The sequence below is a fragment of the Pseudomonas sp. H3(2019) genome, assembly GCF_007713465.1.
In the GTDB taxonomy this organism is placed as follows: domain Bacteria; phylum Pseudomonadota; class Gammaproteobacteria; order Pseudomonadales; family Pseudomonadaceae; genus Aquipseudomonas.
In genome coordinates this window covers 40,627-56,685 of sequence record NZ_VMSG01000021.1, presented here as the reverse complement: position 1 = coordinate 56,685, position 16,059 = coordinate 40,627, and the positions used below count along the sequence as shown (strand labels likewise).

11 protein-coding genes are annotated in these 16,059 nt (G+C 59.7%); 9 read left to right on the top strand and 2 right to left on the bottom strand.

From position 1 onward, the window contains the following. Positions 1–60: 60 nt before the first annotated feature. The gene (locus FPT12_RS20285; protein ID WP_145019138.1) at positions 61–1,551 is read right to left on the bottom strand and encodes a leucyl aminopeptidase; all 1,491 of its coding nucleotides are present in this window, start codon (positions 1,549–1,551) and stop codon (positions 61–63) included. A gap of 311 nt (positions 1,552–1,862) precedes the next feature. On the opposite strand from FPT12_RS20285, the gene lptF reads away from it, so the two are divergent. The 8 genes from lptF to pdxJ all read left to right on the top strand — a co-directional run bounded on the left by lptF (position 1,863) and on the right by pdxJ (position 10,287). Next, on the top strand, positions 1,863–2,981 hold the full coding sequence (gene lptF / locus FPT12_RS20280) for an LPS export ABC transporter permease LptF (RefSeq protein ID WP_145019135.1): 1,119 nt from the start codon (positions 1,863–1,865) through the stop codon (positions 2,979–2,981). Then, the gene (gene lptG / locus FPT12_RS20275; protein ID WP_145019132.1) at positions 2,974–4,035 is read left to right on the top strand and encodes an LPS export ABC transporter permease LptG; all 1,062 of its coding nucleotides are present in this window, start codon (positions 2,974–2,976) and stop codon (positions 4,033–4,035) included. The genes lptF and lptG overlap by 8 nt, the downstream gene beginning before the upstream one ends. A gap of 171 nt (positions 4,036–4,206) precedes the next feature. Then, positions 4,207–6,006, top strand: coding sequence for a translation elongation factor 4 (lepA, locus tag FPT12_RS20270; RefSeq protein WP_145019129.1), 1,800 nt, complete (start codon positions 4,207–4,209; stop codon positions 6,004–6,006). A gap of 5 nt (positions 6,007–6,011) precedes the next feature. Continuing rightward, positions 6,012–6,866 carry a signal peptidase I gene (gene lepB, locus FPT12_RS20265; protein WP_145019126.1) on the top strand — a complete coding sequence of 285 codons (855 nt, stop codon included), beginning with the start codon at positions 6,012–6,014 and terminating at the stop codon, positions 6,864–6,866. A gap of 179 nt (positions 6,867–7,045) precedes the next feature. Then, entirely contained in the window at positions 7,046–7,735 is a 690-nt protein-coding gene (rnc, locus tag FPT12_RS20260; RefSeq protein WP_019691997.1) for a ribonuclease III, read from the top strand. Further along, positions 7,728–8,630 carry a GTPase Era gene (gene era / locus FPT12_RS20255; protein ID WP_054593873.1) on the top strand — a complete coding sequence of 301 codons (903 nt, stop codon included), beginning with the start codon at positions 7,728–7,730 and terminating at the stop codon, positions 8,628–8,630. The genes rnc and era overlap by 8 nt, the downstream gene beginning before the upstream one ends. Before the next feature lie 175 nt (positions 8,631–8,805). Next, on the top strand, positions 8,806–9,492 hold the full coding sequence (gene recO / locus FPT12_RS20250; RefSeq protein ID WP_145019123.1) for a DNA repair protein RecO: 687 nt from the start codon (positions 8,806–8,808) through the stop codon (positions 9,490–9,492). A gap of 51 nt (positions 9,493–9,543) precedes the next feature. Next, on the top strand, positions 9,544–10,287 hold the full coding sequence (gene pdxJ / locus FPT12_RS20245) for a pyridoxine 5'-phosphate synthase (RefSeq protein WP_054593871.1): 744 nt from the start codon (positions 9,544–9,546) through the stop codon (positions 10,285–10,287). A gap of 127 nt (positions 10,288–10,414) precedes the next feature. On the opposite strand, the gene mltF is transcribed toward pdxJ, so the two are convergent. Continuing rightward, entirely contained in the window at positions 10,415–11,875 is a 1,461-nt protein-coding gene (gene mltF / locus FPT12_RS20240; RefSeq protein ID WP_145019119.1) for a membrane-bound lytic murein transglycosylase MltF, read from the bottom strand. Positions 11,876–12,161: 286 nt separating this feature from the next. Here mltF and purL point away from each other — a divergent pair, with 286 nt between their 5' ends. Then, positions 12,162–16,058, top strand: a complete 3,897-nt coding sequence (purL, locus tag FPT12_RS20235; RefSeq protein ID WP_145019115.1) for a phosphoribosylformylglycinamidine synthase — start codon at positions 12,162–12,164, stop codon at positions 16,056–16,058. Position 16,059 lies beyond the last annotated feature (1 nt).

Genomic DNA, 16,059 nt, shown 5'->3' with positions numbered 1-16,059 from the left:
TGCGGTTCCTGATGCCTGCGCGGCGTCATCCGTGGATGACGCCGTTCAGGATCTTCAGTTTCAGGCTTTGGCGCGGTCCAGCAGGTATTGGGTCAGCAATGGAACCGGACGGCCAGTGGCGCCCTTGTCCTTGCCGCCGCTGGTCCAGGCCGTGCCGGCGATGTCCAGGTGCGCCCACTTCAGGTTCTTGGTGAAGCGCGACAGGAAGCAGGCCGCCGTGATGGTGCCGGCTTTCGGGCCGCCGATGTTGGCGATGTCGGCGAACGGGCTGTCCAGCTGTTCCTGGTACTCATCGAACAGCGGCAGTTGCCAGGCGCGGTCGTCTGCCTGTTGGCCTGCGCTCAGCAACTGGCCGATCAGTTCGTCGTTGTTGCCCAGCAGACCCGAGGTATGGGCGCCGAGGGCGACGACGCAGGCGCCGGTCAGGGTCGCGATGTCGATCACTGCCTGTGGCTTGAAGCGTTCGGCGTAGGTCAGGGCGTCGCACAGCACCAGACGGCCTTCGGCGTCGGTGTTGAGGATTTCCACGGTCTGGCCGCTCATGGTGGTGACGATATCGCCTGGACGAGTCGCGCCGCCGCTTGGCATGTTTTCGGCACAGGCCAGGATGCACACCAGGTTGATCGGCAGTTTCAATTCGAGCACCGCGTGCAGGGTGCCGAAAACGCTGGCCGAACCGCCCATGTCGTACTTCATTTCATCCATGCCGGCGCCCGGCTTGAGGCTGATGCCGCCGGTGTCGAAGGTGATGCCCTTGCCGACCAGCACGTAAGGCTTCTCGGATTTCTTGCCGCCCTGGTATTGCATGACGATCAGGCGCGGCGGTTGATCGCTGCCCTGGCCCACGGCGTAGAACGCGCCCATGCCCAGTTCCTTGATCTTCTTCTCATCGAGGATCTCGACCTTCAGACCTTTGTTGGCCTTACCCAGGTTCTTGGCCTGTTCGGCGAGGAAGCTAGGGTGGCAGATGTTCGGTGGCAGGTTGCCCAGGTCGCGGGTGAAGGACATGCCGTTGGCGATTGCAGTGGCGTGAGTCACGGCGCGTTCGACTTCAGCCTGTGCAGCCTTGATGGTCAACAGGGTGATTTTCTTCAGAGCACGCGGATCGGACTTCTGGCTCTTGAATTGCTCGAAAGTGTATTTGCCGTCAACCAGGGTTTCGGCCAGCAGACGGGTCTTGCCGTAGCTGTCACGCCCTTTGACCACGACTTCATCCAGCGCCAGTGCGGCATCGCTGCCACCCAGGCCTTTGAGGGTGTTCAGTACGCCGGCGATGATTTTGCGGAACGGACGGTCGCCCAGTTCGGCGTCTTTACCCACGCCAACCAGCAGCACGCGTTCGGCTTTGAGGTTCGGCAGGCTGTGCAGCAACAGGCTCTGACCCACTTTGCCAGCCAGATCGCCACGTTTGAGGACTGCGCTGATCGCGCCGCCACAGAGCTCGTCGAGCTGCTTGGCGACAGTGCCGAGTTTGCGGTCTTCGCCGACGGCGACCACCAGAGTGGCGGTTTTCAACGTTTCTGGGCTAACGCTTTTTACAACCAGTTCCATGTCCGGGTCCCTGAATAAATGGTCAAAGTGCAGCGTGTTACGCAGTGTGCGCACACGTTTGCCTCTCTATAGAAAGACGCTGGTGCAGGCCAGCGACAAAGGCCGCAGTTTGAACCTCGCTCCGTGCGCCTGACAACCCTCGCGCAGGTGATCTTTACGCCATTGCGCGGCTGCTTGAGCGTGCGCAGTGACAGGCGCGTTCAATCACAGGATAATGCGCCATCTTTTTCGGCGGCTCAGCCCTGCGGGCCGCCCGATATGTTTGTTTGCTTGTTTGGCCGCCTTAGCCTGACAGCCCTGGAGTGTCTGGTTTGATCGTCTTCCGTTATCTGTCCCGCGAAGTCCTGTTGACCTTGAGCGCCGTCAGCGCTGTGCTGCTGGTCATCATCATGAGTGGGCGCTTCATCAAGTTCCTGGCCCAGGCCGCCTCGGGCGCCCTGGACCCAGGCTCACTGTTCCTGATCATGGGCTTTCGTCTGCCGGGTTTCCTGCAACTGATTCTGCCCTTGGGGCTGTTTCTCGGGATCCTGCTGGCCTACGGTCGCCTGTACCTTGAAAGCGAAATGACCGTGCTCTCCGCGACCGGCATGAGCCAGGAGCGTCTGCTGGGCATGACCCTGTTTCCGGCTGCGCTGGTTGCCGTGATCGTGGCCTGGCTGAGCCTGAGCCTGGCACCGCAAGGCGCCAATCAGTTCCAGTTGCTGCTGAACAAGCAGGATGCCATGACCGAGTTCGACACGCTGGTGCCGGGCCGTTTTCAGGCGTTGCGCGATGGTTCGCGGGTGACGTACACCGAGCAGCTGTCCGATGACCGGATCAATCTGGGCGGCGTCTTCATCTCGGAAAAGCGTCTTTCCGCCGATCAGAAGGATCGCGGTATTTCCGTACTGGTGGCCGAAAAGGGCCGTCAGGAAATCAAGGAAGACGGCAACCGTTACCTGATTCTCGACAACGGCTACCGTTACGACGGTCAGCCGGGGCTGGCCGACTACCGGGCCATCAAGTACGACACCTATGGCGTGCTGCTGCCTAAACCGGATGTCAGCGACGAGGTGACCGATCGCGATGCGATGCCGACCCGTACCCTGCTGGACAATCCGGATATTAGTGCACGCGCCGAGCTTGAGTGGCGTGTGTCGCTGCCGTTGCTGGTGTTTATCGTGACGTTGATGGCGGTGCCGCTGTCGCGGGTCAATCCGCGTCAGGGACGTTTCCTCAAGTTGCTGCCGGCGATTCTTCTATATATGGCTTATCTGACGATCCTGATCGCCGCACGCGGTGCTCTGGAAAAAGGCAAGATCCCCCCGGCACTGGGCCTGTGGTGGGTTCACGCAATATTCCTGGTCATTGGCCTGGGACTGCTCTACTGGGAGCCGTTGCGCTTGAAAATGGCGAGTCGCCGCAGTGCGCTGGAGGTGGCCCGTGGTTAAGCTCGATCGCTATATTGGTGGCAGTGTTTTCATGGCGATCCTGGCGGTACTGGGGATCATTCTGGGGCTGGCGACCTTGTTTGCCTTCATCGACGAGATGAGTGATGTCACAGATACCTACACCCTCACCGATGTATTGAGCTACGTGGCGCTGACAGCGCCGCGTCGGGTCTATGACATGCTGCCGATGGCGGCACTGATCGGCTGCCTGATCGGCCTGGGCAGCCTGGCCAGCAGCAGTGAGTTGACCATCATGCGCGCCGCTGGCGTGTCCATCGGCCGGATCGTCTGGGCGGTGATGAAGCCGATGCTGGTGTTGATGCTGGCAGGCGTGCTGGTCGGCGAGTACGTTGCGCCTGCGGCGGAAAACGTGGCCCAGGCCAATCGCTCCCTGGCTCAGGGCATTGGTGATGCGCAGAGCGCCAAGCACGGTATGTGGCATCGCCAGGGTGATGAGTTCATTCACATCAACTCGGTGCAGCCGGATGGCATTCTGTACGGCGTGACTCGCTATCGTTTTGACCGCGAGCGTCACATGCTGACCTCGAGCTTCTCCAAGCGTGCGCAGTTCGAAACAGATCATTGGCAGCTCAATGACGTCACCACCACGGTGTTCCATGACGGCAGTACCGAAGTGGTCACGGTCCCGCAAGAACGCTGGGACGTACCGTTGAGCCCGCAACTGCTGAACACCGTGATCATGACGCCGGAGTCGTTGTCGATCAGCGGATTGTGGGGTTATATCCACTATCTGGCGGATCAGGGCCTGAACAATGGCCGTTACTGGCTGGCGTTTTGGGTCAAGGTGTTGCAGCCACTGGTCACTGTTGCCCTGGTGCTGATGGCGATTTCCTTTATTTTCGGCCCGCTGCGCTCGGTGACCCTGGGGCAGCGCGTATTCACCGGTGTACTGGTCGGCTTTACCTTCCGTATCGCTCAGGATTTGCTCGGGCCTTCAAGCCTGGTCTTCGGCTTCTCACCGTTGTTCGCGGTGCTGGTTCCGGCCAGTATCTGCGCGGTAGCCGGTGTCTGGATGCTGCGCCGAGCCGGTTGATCGCAGGTATTTCCTGCCCCGGCTGACACTCAAACGCCCCGTTCGCAAGAGCGGGGCGTTTTTGTATCCAATACCGTTGACCTGTGAACGTGACGCTTGCGTCGTGTATCAGGTACAATTCCCGGCTATTTTTCGGCGGGCTATGCCTGCAGCCTTTTTGAGTGTTGATCCGTGAGTGATTTGAGTCATATCCGCAATTTCTCCATCATCGCCCACATTGACCATGGCAAGTCGACTCTGGCCGATCGCTTCATCCAGATGTGCGGCGGCCTGGCCGAGCGCGAAATGGAGGCCCAGGTACTGGACTCCATGGACCTTGAGCGTGAACGCGGGATCACCATCAAGGCTCACAGCGTTACCCTGTATTACACCGCCCGTGATGGTATCAAGTACCAACTGAACTTCATTGACACCCCCGGTCACGTTGACTTCACCTACGAAGTCAGCCGGTCGCTGGCGGCCTGTGAAGGTGCCTTGTTGGTGGTCGATGCCGGTCAGGGTGTCGAGGCGCAATCTGTTGCCAACTGCTACACGGCAATCGAGCAGGGCCTGGAAGTGATGCCGGTCCTGAACAAGATCGACCTGCCACAGGCTGATCCGGACCGTGTGAAGGAAGAAATCGAAAAAATTATCGGCATCGATGCCACCGATGCGGTCGAGTGCAGTGCCAAGACCGGCCTGGGCGTCGATGAAGTGCTCGAGCGTCTGGTACACACCATTCCTGCGCCGACTGGCAACATCGAAGATCCGCTGCAAGCGTTGATCATCGACTCCTGGTTCGACAATTACCTGGGCGTTGTTTCCCTGGTTCGCGTGCGCCACGGCCGCGTGAAAAAGGGCGACAAGATTCTGGTGAAGTCCACCGGCAAGATCCACCTGGTCGACAGCGTCGGTGTGTTCAATCCGAAGCACACCGCCACCGTTGATCTGAAAGCCGGTGAAGTAGGCTTCATCATCGCCGGCATCAAGGACATTCACGGTGCGCCGGTAGGTGACACCCTGACCTTGAGCTCGACGCCGGACGTCGACGTACTGCCAGGTTTCAAACGCATTCAGCCGCAGGTCTATGCCGGTCTGTTCCCGGTCAGCTCCGACGACTTCGAAGACTTCCGCGAAGCGCTGCAAAAACTCACCCTGAACGACTCGTCGCTGCAATACACCCCGGAAAGCTCCGACGCCCTGGGCTTCGGCTTCCGTTGCGGGTTCCTCGGCATGCTGCACATGGAGATTATCCAGGAGCGCCTGGAGCGCGAGTACGACCTGGATCTGATCACTACGGCGCCGACCGTTATTTTTGAGCTGTTGCTGAAAACCGGTGAAACGATTTACGTCGACAACCCGTCCAAGCTACCGGATCTGTCGTCCATTGAAGACATGCGCGAGCCAATCGTTCGGGCAAACATTCTTGTGCCGCAAGAGCACCTGGGCAACGTCATTACCCTGTGTATCGAGAAGCGTGGCATTCAACACGATATGCTGTTCCTCGGTAGCCAGGTCCAGGTGACCTACGATTTGCCGATGAACGAAGTGGTCCTGGATTTCTTCGATCGTCTGAAATCCACCAGTCGCGGCTATGCTTCGCTGGATTACCATTTCGATCGTTATCAATCAGCTAATCTGGTGAAACTGGATGTGCTGATCAACGGTGACAAGGTCGACGCCTTGGCGCTGATCGTGCACAAGGATAACGCGCACTACAAAGGTCGCCAGTTGACCGAGAAGATGAAAGAACTGATTCCGCGCCAGATGTTCGACGTCGCGATCCAGGCCGCCATTGGCGGGCAGATCATTGCGCGAACCTCCGTCAAGGCACTCAGAAAGAACGTATTGGCCAAATGCTACGGTGGTGACGTTAGCCGTAAGCGCAAGCTGTTGGAAAAGCAGAAGGCCGGTAAAAAACGCATGAAGCAGGTCGGCAACGTGGAAATTCCACAAGAAGCCTTCCTCGCTGTGCTCAGGTTGGATAGTTAGGTCCTATGTCACTAAATTTCCCGCTGTTGCTGGTCATCGCCGTTTTCGTTTGCGGCCTGTTGGGGTTGCTCGATCTGGTTTTCCTGGCGCCGCGTCGGCGTGCCGCCATTGCCTCCTATCAGGGCAGCGTCGGCGAGCCGGATATGATGGTGGTCGAGAAACTGAACAAAGAACCGATGCTGGTTGAATACGGCAAATCGTTCTTTCCGGTGCTGTTCATCGTGCTGGTCTTGCGTTCGTTCCTGGTGGAGCCGTTCCAGATTCCGTCTGGTTCGATGAAGCCGACCCTGGACGTTGGCGACTTCATTCTGGTGAACAAGTTTTCTTACGGGATCCGCTTGCCGGTGCTCGATACGAAAGTCATCCAGGTCGGTGATCCGCAGCGTGGCGATGTGATGGTGTTCCGCTACCCGAGCGACCCGAACGTCAACTACATCAAGCGTGTAGTGGGCCTGCCGGGCGATCAGATTCGTTACACCGCCGACAAGCGCCTGTTCGTCAACGGTGAGTCGATCGCAGAGCAGCTGGTCGGCTCCGAGCCGGGTACGTTGGGCAGTGCCGAGCTCTACAAGGAAAAACTCGGCGCTGCCGAGCACCTGATCCGCAAGGAAATGAGCCGCTACCGCGCAACCCCGGACCATCAATGGACCGTGCCTGCCGGGCACTACTTCATGATGGGCGACAACCGCGACAACTCCAACGACAGTCGCTACTGGGATGATCCAAGTATTCCCAAGGATCTGCTGGGCATGGTTCCCGACAAGAATATCGTCGGCAAGGCCTTCGCAGTCTGGATGAGCTGGCCGGAACCCAAACTCAGTCACCTGCCGAATTTTTCGCGGGTTGGCCTGATCAAGTAATCACCCACGGCGCTGTTGAACACAGCGCCGAATGCATTTCTGGAGCCCGCAGAAGGTTGCCGCAGATGCATGAAGCCAACGATATTCAGGATGTAATTTTTGAACACAGCGTTAATTGTCCAAGAGCCTTGCAGCGTTGCTGTGATGGACGTCGACCACGAACTCAGCGTGGGTAAACCGTGAGCGTCTCTTTAAGCCGTCTCGAGCGTCAGCTCGGTTATACCTTCAAGGACCAGGAACTGATGGTTCTGGCTCTGACGCATCGCAGCTTTGCCGGGCGCAACAACGAACGCCTGGAATTCCTCGGTGATGCCATTCTCAACTTCGTCGCCGGTGAAGCGCTGTTCGACCGCTTTCCGCTGGCTCGCGAAGGCCAGCTGTCGCGTTTGCGCGCACGCCTGGTCAAGGGTGAGACGCTGGCGGTGTTAGCGCGTGGTTTCGACCTGGGCGAGTACCTGCGCCTGGGATCCGGTGAGTTGAAGAGCGGCGGTTTTCGCCGTGAATCGATCCTCGCCGATGCCCTCGAAGCGCTGATCGGTGCGATCTACCTGGATGCAGGCATGGACATGGCGCGCGAACGCGTGCTGGCCTGGCTGACGTCCGAGTTCGACAGCCTGACGCTGGTCGACACCAACAAAGATCCAAAGACCCGCCTGCAAGAGTTCTTGCAGTCGCGTGCCTGTGAACTGCCGCGTTACGAAGTGGTGGATATCCAGGGTGAGCCGCATTGCCGGACGTTCTTCGTCGAATGCGAAATCACCTTACTGAACGAAAAAAGCCGAGGTCAGGGTGTGAGTCGTCGTATTGCCGAACAGGTAGCGGCCGCTGCAGCACTGATTGCCCTGGGCGTGGAGAATGGCCATGACTGATTCAACTGCAACTCGCTGTGGCTATGTCGCCATCGTCGGCCGCCCGAACGTGGGCAAGTCCACGCTGCTGAACCATATTCTGGGTCAGAAGCTGGCAATCACCTCGCGCAAACCGCAAACCACCCGTCACAACATGCTCGGGATCAAGACCGAAGGTGATGTGCAGGCGATCTACGTTGACACCCCCGGCATGCACAAAGGTGGTGAGAAAGCCCTCAATCGCTACATGAACAAGACCGCTTCGGCCGCGTTGAAAGACGTCGACGTGGTGATCTTCGTGGTTGACCGCACCAAGTGGACCGAAGAAGACCAGATGGTTCTCGAACGCGTTCAGTACGTGACCGGCCCGTTGATCGTGGCGCTGAACAAGACCGACCGCATCGAAGACAAAGCCGAGCTGATGCCGCACCTGAGCTGGTTGCAAGAACAGCTGCCGAACGCGCAGATCATTCCGATTTCGGCGCAGCACGGGCACAACCTCGACGCGCTGGAGCGGGTGATCGCCGGTCACCTGCCGGAAAACGATCACTTTTTCCCGGAAGACCAGATTACCGACCGCAGCAGCCGCTTCCTCGCTGCCGAACTGGTGCGCGAGAAAATCATGCGCCAGATGGGCGCCGAGCTGCCGTACCAGATCACCGTGGAAATCGAAGAGTTCAAGCAGCAGGGGAAAACCCTGCACATCCATGCGTTGATCCTCGTCGAACGTGACGGTCAGAAGAAAATCATCATTGGCGACAAAGGCGAGCGGATCAAACGCATCGGCACCGAAGCGCGCAAGGACATGGAGCTGCTGTTCGACTCCAAGATCATGCTCAACCTTTGGGTCAAAGTGAAAGGCGGCTGGTCCGACGATGAACGCGCCCTGCGTTCGCTGGGTTACGGCGACCTGTAATCGCTTAACCCTGGATACACAAAGTTCCAACTGTGGGAGCGAGCTTGCTCGCGATGAGGGCCTGATATTCAACATTGATGTTGACTGACTGGCCGCTATCGCGAGCAAGCTCGCTCCCACAGTGGTTTTGGGTTGTTTGTAAAACTGCGCTCTTTCATTGAGAACCCTGACTTTCATGTCTCAAGCTCCCCTCGGCCAACCCGCCTACGTGCTCCATAGCCGTGCCTACCGCGAAAACAGCGCGTTGGTGGACTTCCTGACGCCGCAAGGTCGGCTGCGGGCGGTGTTGCGCAGTGCGCGGGGCAAGGCCGGAACGCTGGCGCGGCCATTCGTGCCGCTGGAAGTCGAGTTCCGTGGCCGGGGCGAATTGAAGAATGTCGGACGCATGGAAAGCGCCGGCGTCTCCACCTGGCTCAATGGTGAGGCGCTGTTCAGCGGTCTCTACCTCAACGAACTACTGATCCGCCTGCTGCCGTCCGAAGATCCCCATCCTGCGGTATTCGACCATTACGCCGCGACCTTGCTGGCCCTCGCCGAAGGGCGCCCGCTGGAGCCGTTGTTGCGTTCGTTCGAATGGCGGCTGCTCGATGACCTGGGCTACGGCTTTGCGTTGAGCGCGGATATCCATGGCGAACCTATCGCGCCCGACGGCCTGTATCGCTTGCAGGTCGATGCGGGGCTGGAGCGGGTCTACCTGTTGCAACCCGGTCTGTTCAACGGCACCGAACTGTTGGCCATGGCCGACGCCGACTGGAGCGCGCGGGGTGCCTTGTCCGCCGCAAAACGCTTGATGCGCCAGGCGTTGGCCGTTCACCTGGGCGGTCGTCCGCTGGTGAGTCGCGAGTTGTTTCGAAAGCCATAAGCCTGACGTGTATGCTGTGCACCGAACTTTCTCTTCTTCTGGAGCGCTTCCGTGACCACCAGCAATCGCATTCTTCTTGGCGTGAACATCGACCACGTTGCCACCCTGCGTCAGGCCCGGGGTACGCGGTACCCTGATCCTGTGAAAGCAGCGCTGGACGCGGAAGAGGCCGGCGCTGACGGGATCACCGTGCATCTGCGTGAAGACCGCCGGCACATTCAAGAGCGCGACGTGCTGTTGCTCAAGGACGTGCTGCAAACCCGCATGAACTTCGAGATGGGCGTGACCGAAGAGATGATGGCGTTCGCCGAACGTATCCGGCCGGCGCACATTTGCCTGGTCCCGGAAACCCGTCAGGAACTGACCACCGAAGGCGGTCTGGATGTGGCGGGGCAGGAAGCGCGGATCAAGGCGGCGGTGGATCGTCTGGCGAAAATCGGCTGCGAAGTGTCGCTGTTCATCGACGCCGATGAGCGTCAGATCGAAGCCTCGAAACGCGTTGGTGCACCGGCCATCGAATTGCACACCGGCCGGTATGCAGACGCCGAGACGCCGACTGCGGTGGCTGAAGAACTGAAACGGGTGGCGGATGGCGTGGCGTTCGGCCTGACGCAAGGTCTGATCGTCAACGCCGGTCACGGTCTGCACTACCACAACGTCGAAGCCGTCGCGGCGATCAAGGGTATCAACGAACTGAACATCGGCCACGCGCTGGTGGCGCATGCGCTGTTCGTCGGGTTCAAGTCGGCTGTTTCGGAGATGAAAGCGCTGATTCTGGCGGCTGCAAAAGCTTAAAGCCAAACATAAAACACTGTGGGAGCGAGCCTGCTCGCGATGGCGTCTTACCATTCAACGAAAATGTTGGCTGCAAGACTGCTATCGCGAGCAGGCTCGCTCCCACATTTGGTTTGGGGTGGCCCGCTTAGAGCGGTGGGTTTTCTTCGGGCGGTTTGGTTTTGTCGATGCCCGGCACATGCAGGTTGCCTTGGGCGACCTGATCGCCCTCAAGCTGCGGCTGCGTCACCCACGTCAGAATGTCGTAGTAACGCCGGATGTTCGCCACAAAATGCACCGGCTCACCGCCACGGGCGTAGCCATAGCGGGTCTTGCTGTACCACTGTTTCTGCGACAGGCGCGGCAGGATCTTTTTCACGTCCAGCCACTTGTCCGGATTCAGTCCTTCCTTGGCCGCCAGTTTGCGCGCGTCATCCAGGTGACCGCTGCCGACGTTGTAGGCCGCCAGCGCAAACCATGTGCGATCCGGCTCCTGGATCGAGTCGTCCAGTTGATCTTTCATGTAAGCCAGGTACTTCGCACCGCCCATGATGCTTTGCTTGGCGTCCAGGCGATTGGACACGCCCATGGCCTGCGCGGTGTTCTGGGTCAGCATCATCAGGCCGCGAACGCCGGTTTTCGAGGTCACCGCTGGTTGCCACAGCGATTCCTGATAACCGATTGCGGCGAGCAGTCGCCAGTCGACTTTCTCTTCCTTGGCCGAGGCCTTGAAGTGCTTCTCGTATTTGGGTAGTCGTTGCTGCAAGTGCTGGGCGAAGGTATAGGCGCCCATGTAGCCGAGTACATCGACATGCCCGTAATAGCGGTCTTTCAGCCGTTGCAGGGTGCCATTCTTCTCGGCCTTGTCGAGGAAGTCGTTGATTTCGTTGAGCAGGCTGTTGTCATCACCGGCAGCGACCGCCCAGCGCTGGTTGCTGGCGTCGCCCAGGTCGAAGGCAACCCGGGCATTAGTGAAGTAGACCTGGTTCATCGCGACTTCGTTGGAGTCGACCAGTGTCAGATCGATCTGACCTTCATCAACCATGCGCAGCAGGTCAACAACCTCAACCGCGTCGGACTCTTCGTATTCAATGCCAGGGTATTTCTTTTTCAGCGCTGCCAGTTGGTCGGCGTGGGTGCTGCCCTTGAGCACCATGATTGTCTTGCCGACCAGATCCGCCGCATTGGTCGGCCGCGATTGGCCGTTGCGGTAGATGATCTGTGGGGTGACTTCCAGATACGAGTGGGAAAACCGGACTTGCTGCTTGCGTTTGTCGCTGCTGACCAGACCGGCAGCAGCCAGCACCGGGCCACCAGGTTTGCCTAACTGACCGAACAGGTCGTCGAGGTTGTCCGCGGTTTCGATTTTCAGCTTAACGCCCAGATCGTCGGCGAAGCGCTTCACCAGCTCGTATTCGAAGCCGGTTTCACCGTTGCGATCCTGAAAATAGGTGGCGGGGCTGTTGCGGGTAACCACACGCAGCACGCCATCCTCCTTTACGCGCTCCAGTGTGTTGGGTTTATCAACACAGCCACTGAGCATCAGGAAGAGTCCGGTTGCGATGAGCCATTTGGCTAATCGCGGACGCAAAGCCGTTGGGGAAAACATCTGCGCAGTATACGCAAAGGACCACGGCCGCCATATCTCGACAGTAGAGGGCTTGTCTGCTAGAGCGTTCAAAACCCGGCGAAAGCCCGCAAGAACAGGCGCTCGGGCCTGAATGTAACAACAAAAATAACCCCCGGCGCGCACCTTGATGAGCATTGGTTACAGGCTTTGGGCGCCGGGCCGACGTTCGGACAATACCCGGTGTAGCGTTTCGGGTGCTGTCGCGGGCGGTTTAGGCTAGAATGCACGGCCTCAAAGCACACCCCCTTCCGAGGCTGTCCCGAAGATGTTGATCCTGCGCGGCGCTCCTGCCCTTTCTGCCTTTCGCCACAGCAAACTCCTTGAGCAACTGAGCCAGAAGGTTCCGGCTGTCAGTGGCTTATATGCTGAATTCGCTCACTTCGCCGAAGTTACCGGCGTCCTGACCGGCGACGAACAGCAGGTGCTTGCGCGCCTTCTGAAGTACGGTCCTAGCGTTCCGGTACAAGAGCCGACCGGCCGTCTGTTCCTGGTGTTGCCGCGTTTCGGCACCATCTCGCCATGGTCGAGCAAGGCCAGCGATATCGCCCGCAACTGTGGCCTGGCGAAAATCCAGCGCCTGGAGCGCGGTATCGCTTTCTATGTGACCGGTGAATTCACCGACGCACAAGCACAGCTGATCGCCGACGGTCTGCACGACCGCATGACCCAGATCGTGCTGGAAAACCTCGAACAGGCTGCCGGCCTGTTCAGTCATTCCGAACCGAAGCCGCTGACGGCGATCGACGTTCTGGGTGGCGGTCGCGCTGCACTGGAAACCGCTAACGTCGAGCTGGGCCTGGCCCTGGCGGAAGACGAGATCGACTACCTGGTCAACGCCTTTATTGGCTTGAAGCGCAACCCGCACGACATCGAGCTGATGATGTTCGCCCAGGCGAACTCCGAGCACTGCCGTCACAAGATCTTCAACGCCAGTTGGGACATTGACGGCGAGAGCCAGGAAAAAAGCCTGTTCGGCATGATCAAGAACACCTACGTGATGCACAGCGAAGGCGTTCTGTCGGCTTACAAGGACAACGCTTCGGTAATCGTCGGCAGCGTGGCCGGTCGTTTCTTCCCGGACCCTGAGACCCGCCAGTACGGCGCGGTGCAGGAGCCGGTGCACATCCTGATGAAAGTCGAGACCCACAACCACCCGACCGCGATTGCCCCGTTCCCGGGCGCATCCACCGGTTCCGGTGGCGAGATCCGCGACGAAGGCGCTACCGGTCGTGGCGCCAAACCGAAGGCTGGCTTGACCGGTTTCACCGTCTCCAACCTGCAAATCCCGGGCTTCGAACAGCCATGGGAAGTGCCGTACGGCAAACCCGAGCGCATCGTTACCGCGCTGGACATCATGATCGAAGGCCCATTGGGCGGCGCCGCATTCAACAACGAATTCGGCCGTCCGGCGCTGACCGGTTACTTCCGTACCTTCGAACAATCCATCACCACCCCGCGTGGCGATGAAGTGCGCGGTTACCACAAGCCGATCATGTTGGCCGGCGGCATGGGCAACATCCGTGAGGAACACGTCAAGAAAGGCGAAATCCTCGTGGGCTCCAAGCTGATCGTGCTGGGCGGCCCGGCGATGCTGATCGGTCTGGGCGGCGGCGCGGCTTCCTCCATGGCCACCGGCACCAGCTCGGCGGACCTGGACTTTGCTTCCGTACAGCGTGAAAACCCTGAGATGGAGCGTCGTTGCCAGGAAGTCATCGACCGTTGCTGGCAACTGGGCGACAAGAACCCGATCAGCTTCATCCACGACGTGGGTGCAGGCGGTCTGTCCAACGCCTTCCCGGAACTGGTCAACGACGGTGACCGTGGTGGCCGCTTCGAACTGCGCAACATTCCAAACGACGAGCCGGGCATGGCCCCGCACGAAATCTGGAGTAACGAATCCCAGGAACGTTACGTTCTGGCGGTCGGCCCGGCCGACTTCGAACGCTTCAAGGCAATCTGCGAACGTGAGCGTTGCCCGTTCGCCGTTGTCGGCGAAGCCACTGCCGAGCCGCAACTGACTGTCACCGACAGCCATTTCGGCAACAGCCCGGTGGATATGCCACTCGAAGTGCTGCTGGGCAAAGCTCCGCGCATGCACCGTTCGGCGGTTCGTGAAACCGAGCTGGGCGACGATTTCGATCCGTCGACCCTGGCCATTGCCGACTGCGTCGAACGCGTTCTGCATCACCCGGCCGTGGCCAGCAAAAGCTTCCTGATCACCATTGGCGACCGCACCATCACCGGCCTCGTTGCCCGTGATCAGATGGTTGGCCCGTGGCAGGTTCCGGTGGCTGACGTTGCCGTCACCGCTACCAGCTTCGACGTCTACACCGGTGAAGCCATGGCCATGGGCGAGCGTACTCCGCTGGCACTGCTGGACGCTCCGGCGTCGGGCCGCATGGCCATCGGCGAAACCCTGACCAACATCGCGGCCTCGCGCATCGGCAAGATCTCCGACATCAAACTGTCGGCGAACTGGATGTCGGCTGCCGGTCACCCCGGTGAAGACGCGCGTCTGTACGACACCGTCAAAGCGGTCGGCATGGAACTGTGCCCGGAGCTGGGCATTACCATTCCGGTGGGCAAGGACTCGATGTCCATGGCCACGCGCTGGAACGACGAAGGCATCGACAAGACTGTGACTTCGCCGATGTCCCTGATCGTGACCGGTTTCGCGCCAGTGACTGACATCCGTCAGACCCTGACCCCGCAACTGCGCATGGACAAAGGCACCACCGACCTGATCCTGATCGATTTGGGCCGTGGCCAGAACCGTATGGGCGCTTCGATCCTCGCTCAGGTTCACGGCAAGCTCGGCAAGCAGGCACCGGACGTCGATGACGCCGAAGACCTGAAAGCCTTCTTCGCGGTGATCCAGGGCCTCAACGCCGACGGTCACCTGCTGGCTTACCACGACCGTTCCGACGGTGGTCTGCTGACCAGCGTTGTGGAAATGGCCTTTGCCGGCCACTGCGGCCTGAGCCTGAACCTCGACGGTCTGGCAGAAACTTCTGCCGACATCGCCGCGATCCTGTTCAACGAAGAACTGGGTGCGGTGATCCAGGTTCGTCAGGACTCGACGCCGGACATCCTTGCGCAGTTCAGCGCCGCAGGTCTGGGCGACTGCGTGTCGGTGCTCGGTCAGCCGATGAACAACAGCGAAATCAGCATCACTTTCAACGGCGACACCGTGTTCGAAGGTCAGCGTGGTTTGCTGCAACGTCAGTGGGCTGAAACCAGCTACCAGATCCAGCGTCTGCGTGACAACGCCGACTGCGCCGAGCAAGAGTTCGACGTGCTGCTGGAAGAAGACAACCCGGGCCTGAGCGTCAAGCTGAGCTACGACGTGAACCAGGACGTCGCCGCGCCTTACATCAAGAAAGGCATTCGCCCACAGGTTGCCGTACTGCGTGAGCAGGGCGTCAACGGTCAGGTGGAAATGGCCGCAGCGTTCGATCGCGCCGGTTTCAACGCGATCGACGTGCACATGAGCGACATCCTCGCGGGCCGTGTCGACCTGAACGAGTTCAAAGGTCTGGTGGCGTGCGGTGGTTTCTCCTACGGCGACGTGCTGGGTGCCGGTGAAGGCTGGGCGAAATCGGCGCTGTTCAACAGCCGTGCACGCGATGCGTTCCAGGGCTTCTTCGAACGCACCGACAGCTTCACCCTTGGTGTGTGCAACGGTTGCCAGATGATGTCCAACCTGCACGAGCTGATCCCGGGCAGCGAGTTCTGGCCGCACTTCGTGCGTAACCGTTCCGAGCAGTTCGAAGCGCGTGTAGCGATGGTTCAGGTTCAGGAGTCGAACTCGATCTTCCTGCAGGGCATGGCCGGTTCGCGTATGCCAATCGCCATCGCTCACGGTGAGGGTCATGCCGAGTTCGCCAGCGAAGAAGCGTTGCTGCAAGCCGATCTGTCGGGTTGCGTGGCGATGCGCTTCGTCGACAACCACGGCAAGGTTACCGAACGCTACCCGGCCAACCCGAACGGCTCGCCGCGCGGGATCACCGGTTTGACCAGCCGTGACGGTCGCGTGACCATCATGATGCCGCACCCGGAGCGGGTATTCCGCGCCGTGCAGAACTCGTGGCGCTCGGAAGAGTGGAACGAAGACGCGCCGTGGATGCGTATGTTCCGTAACGCTCGTGTGTGGGTGAACTAAG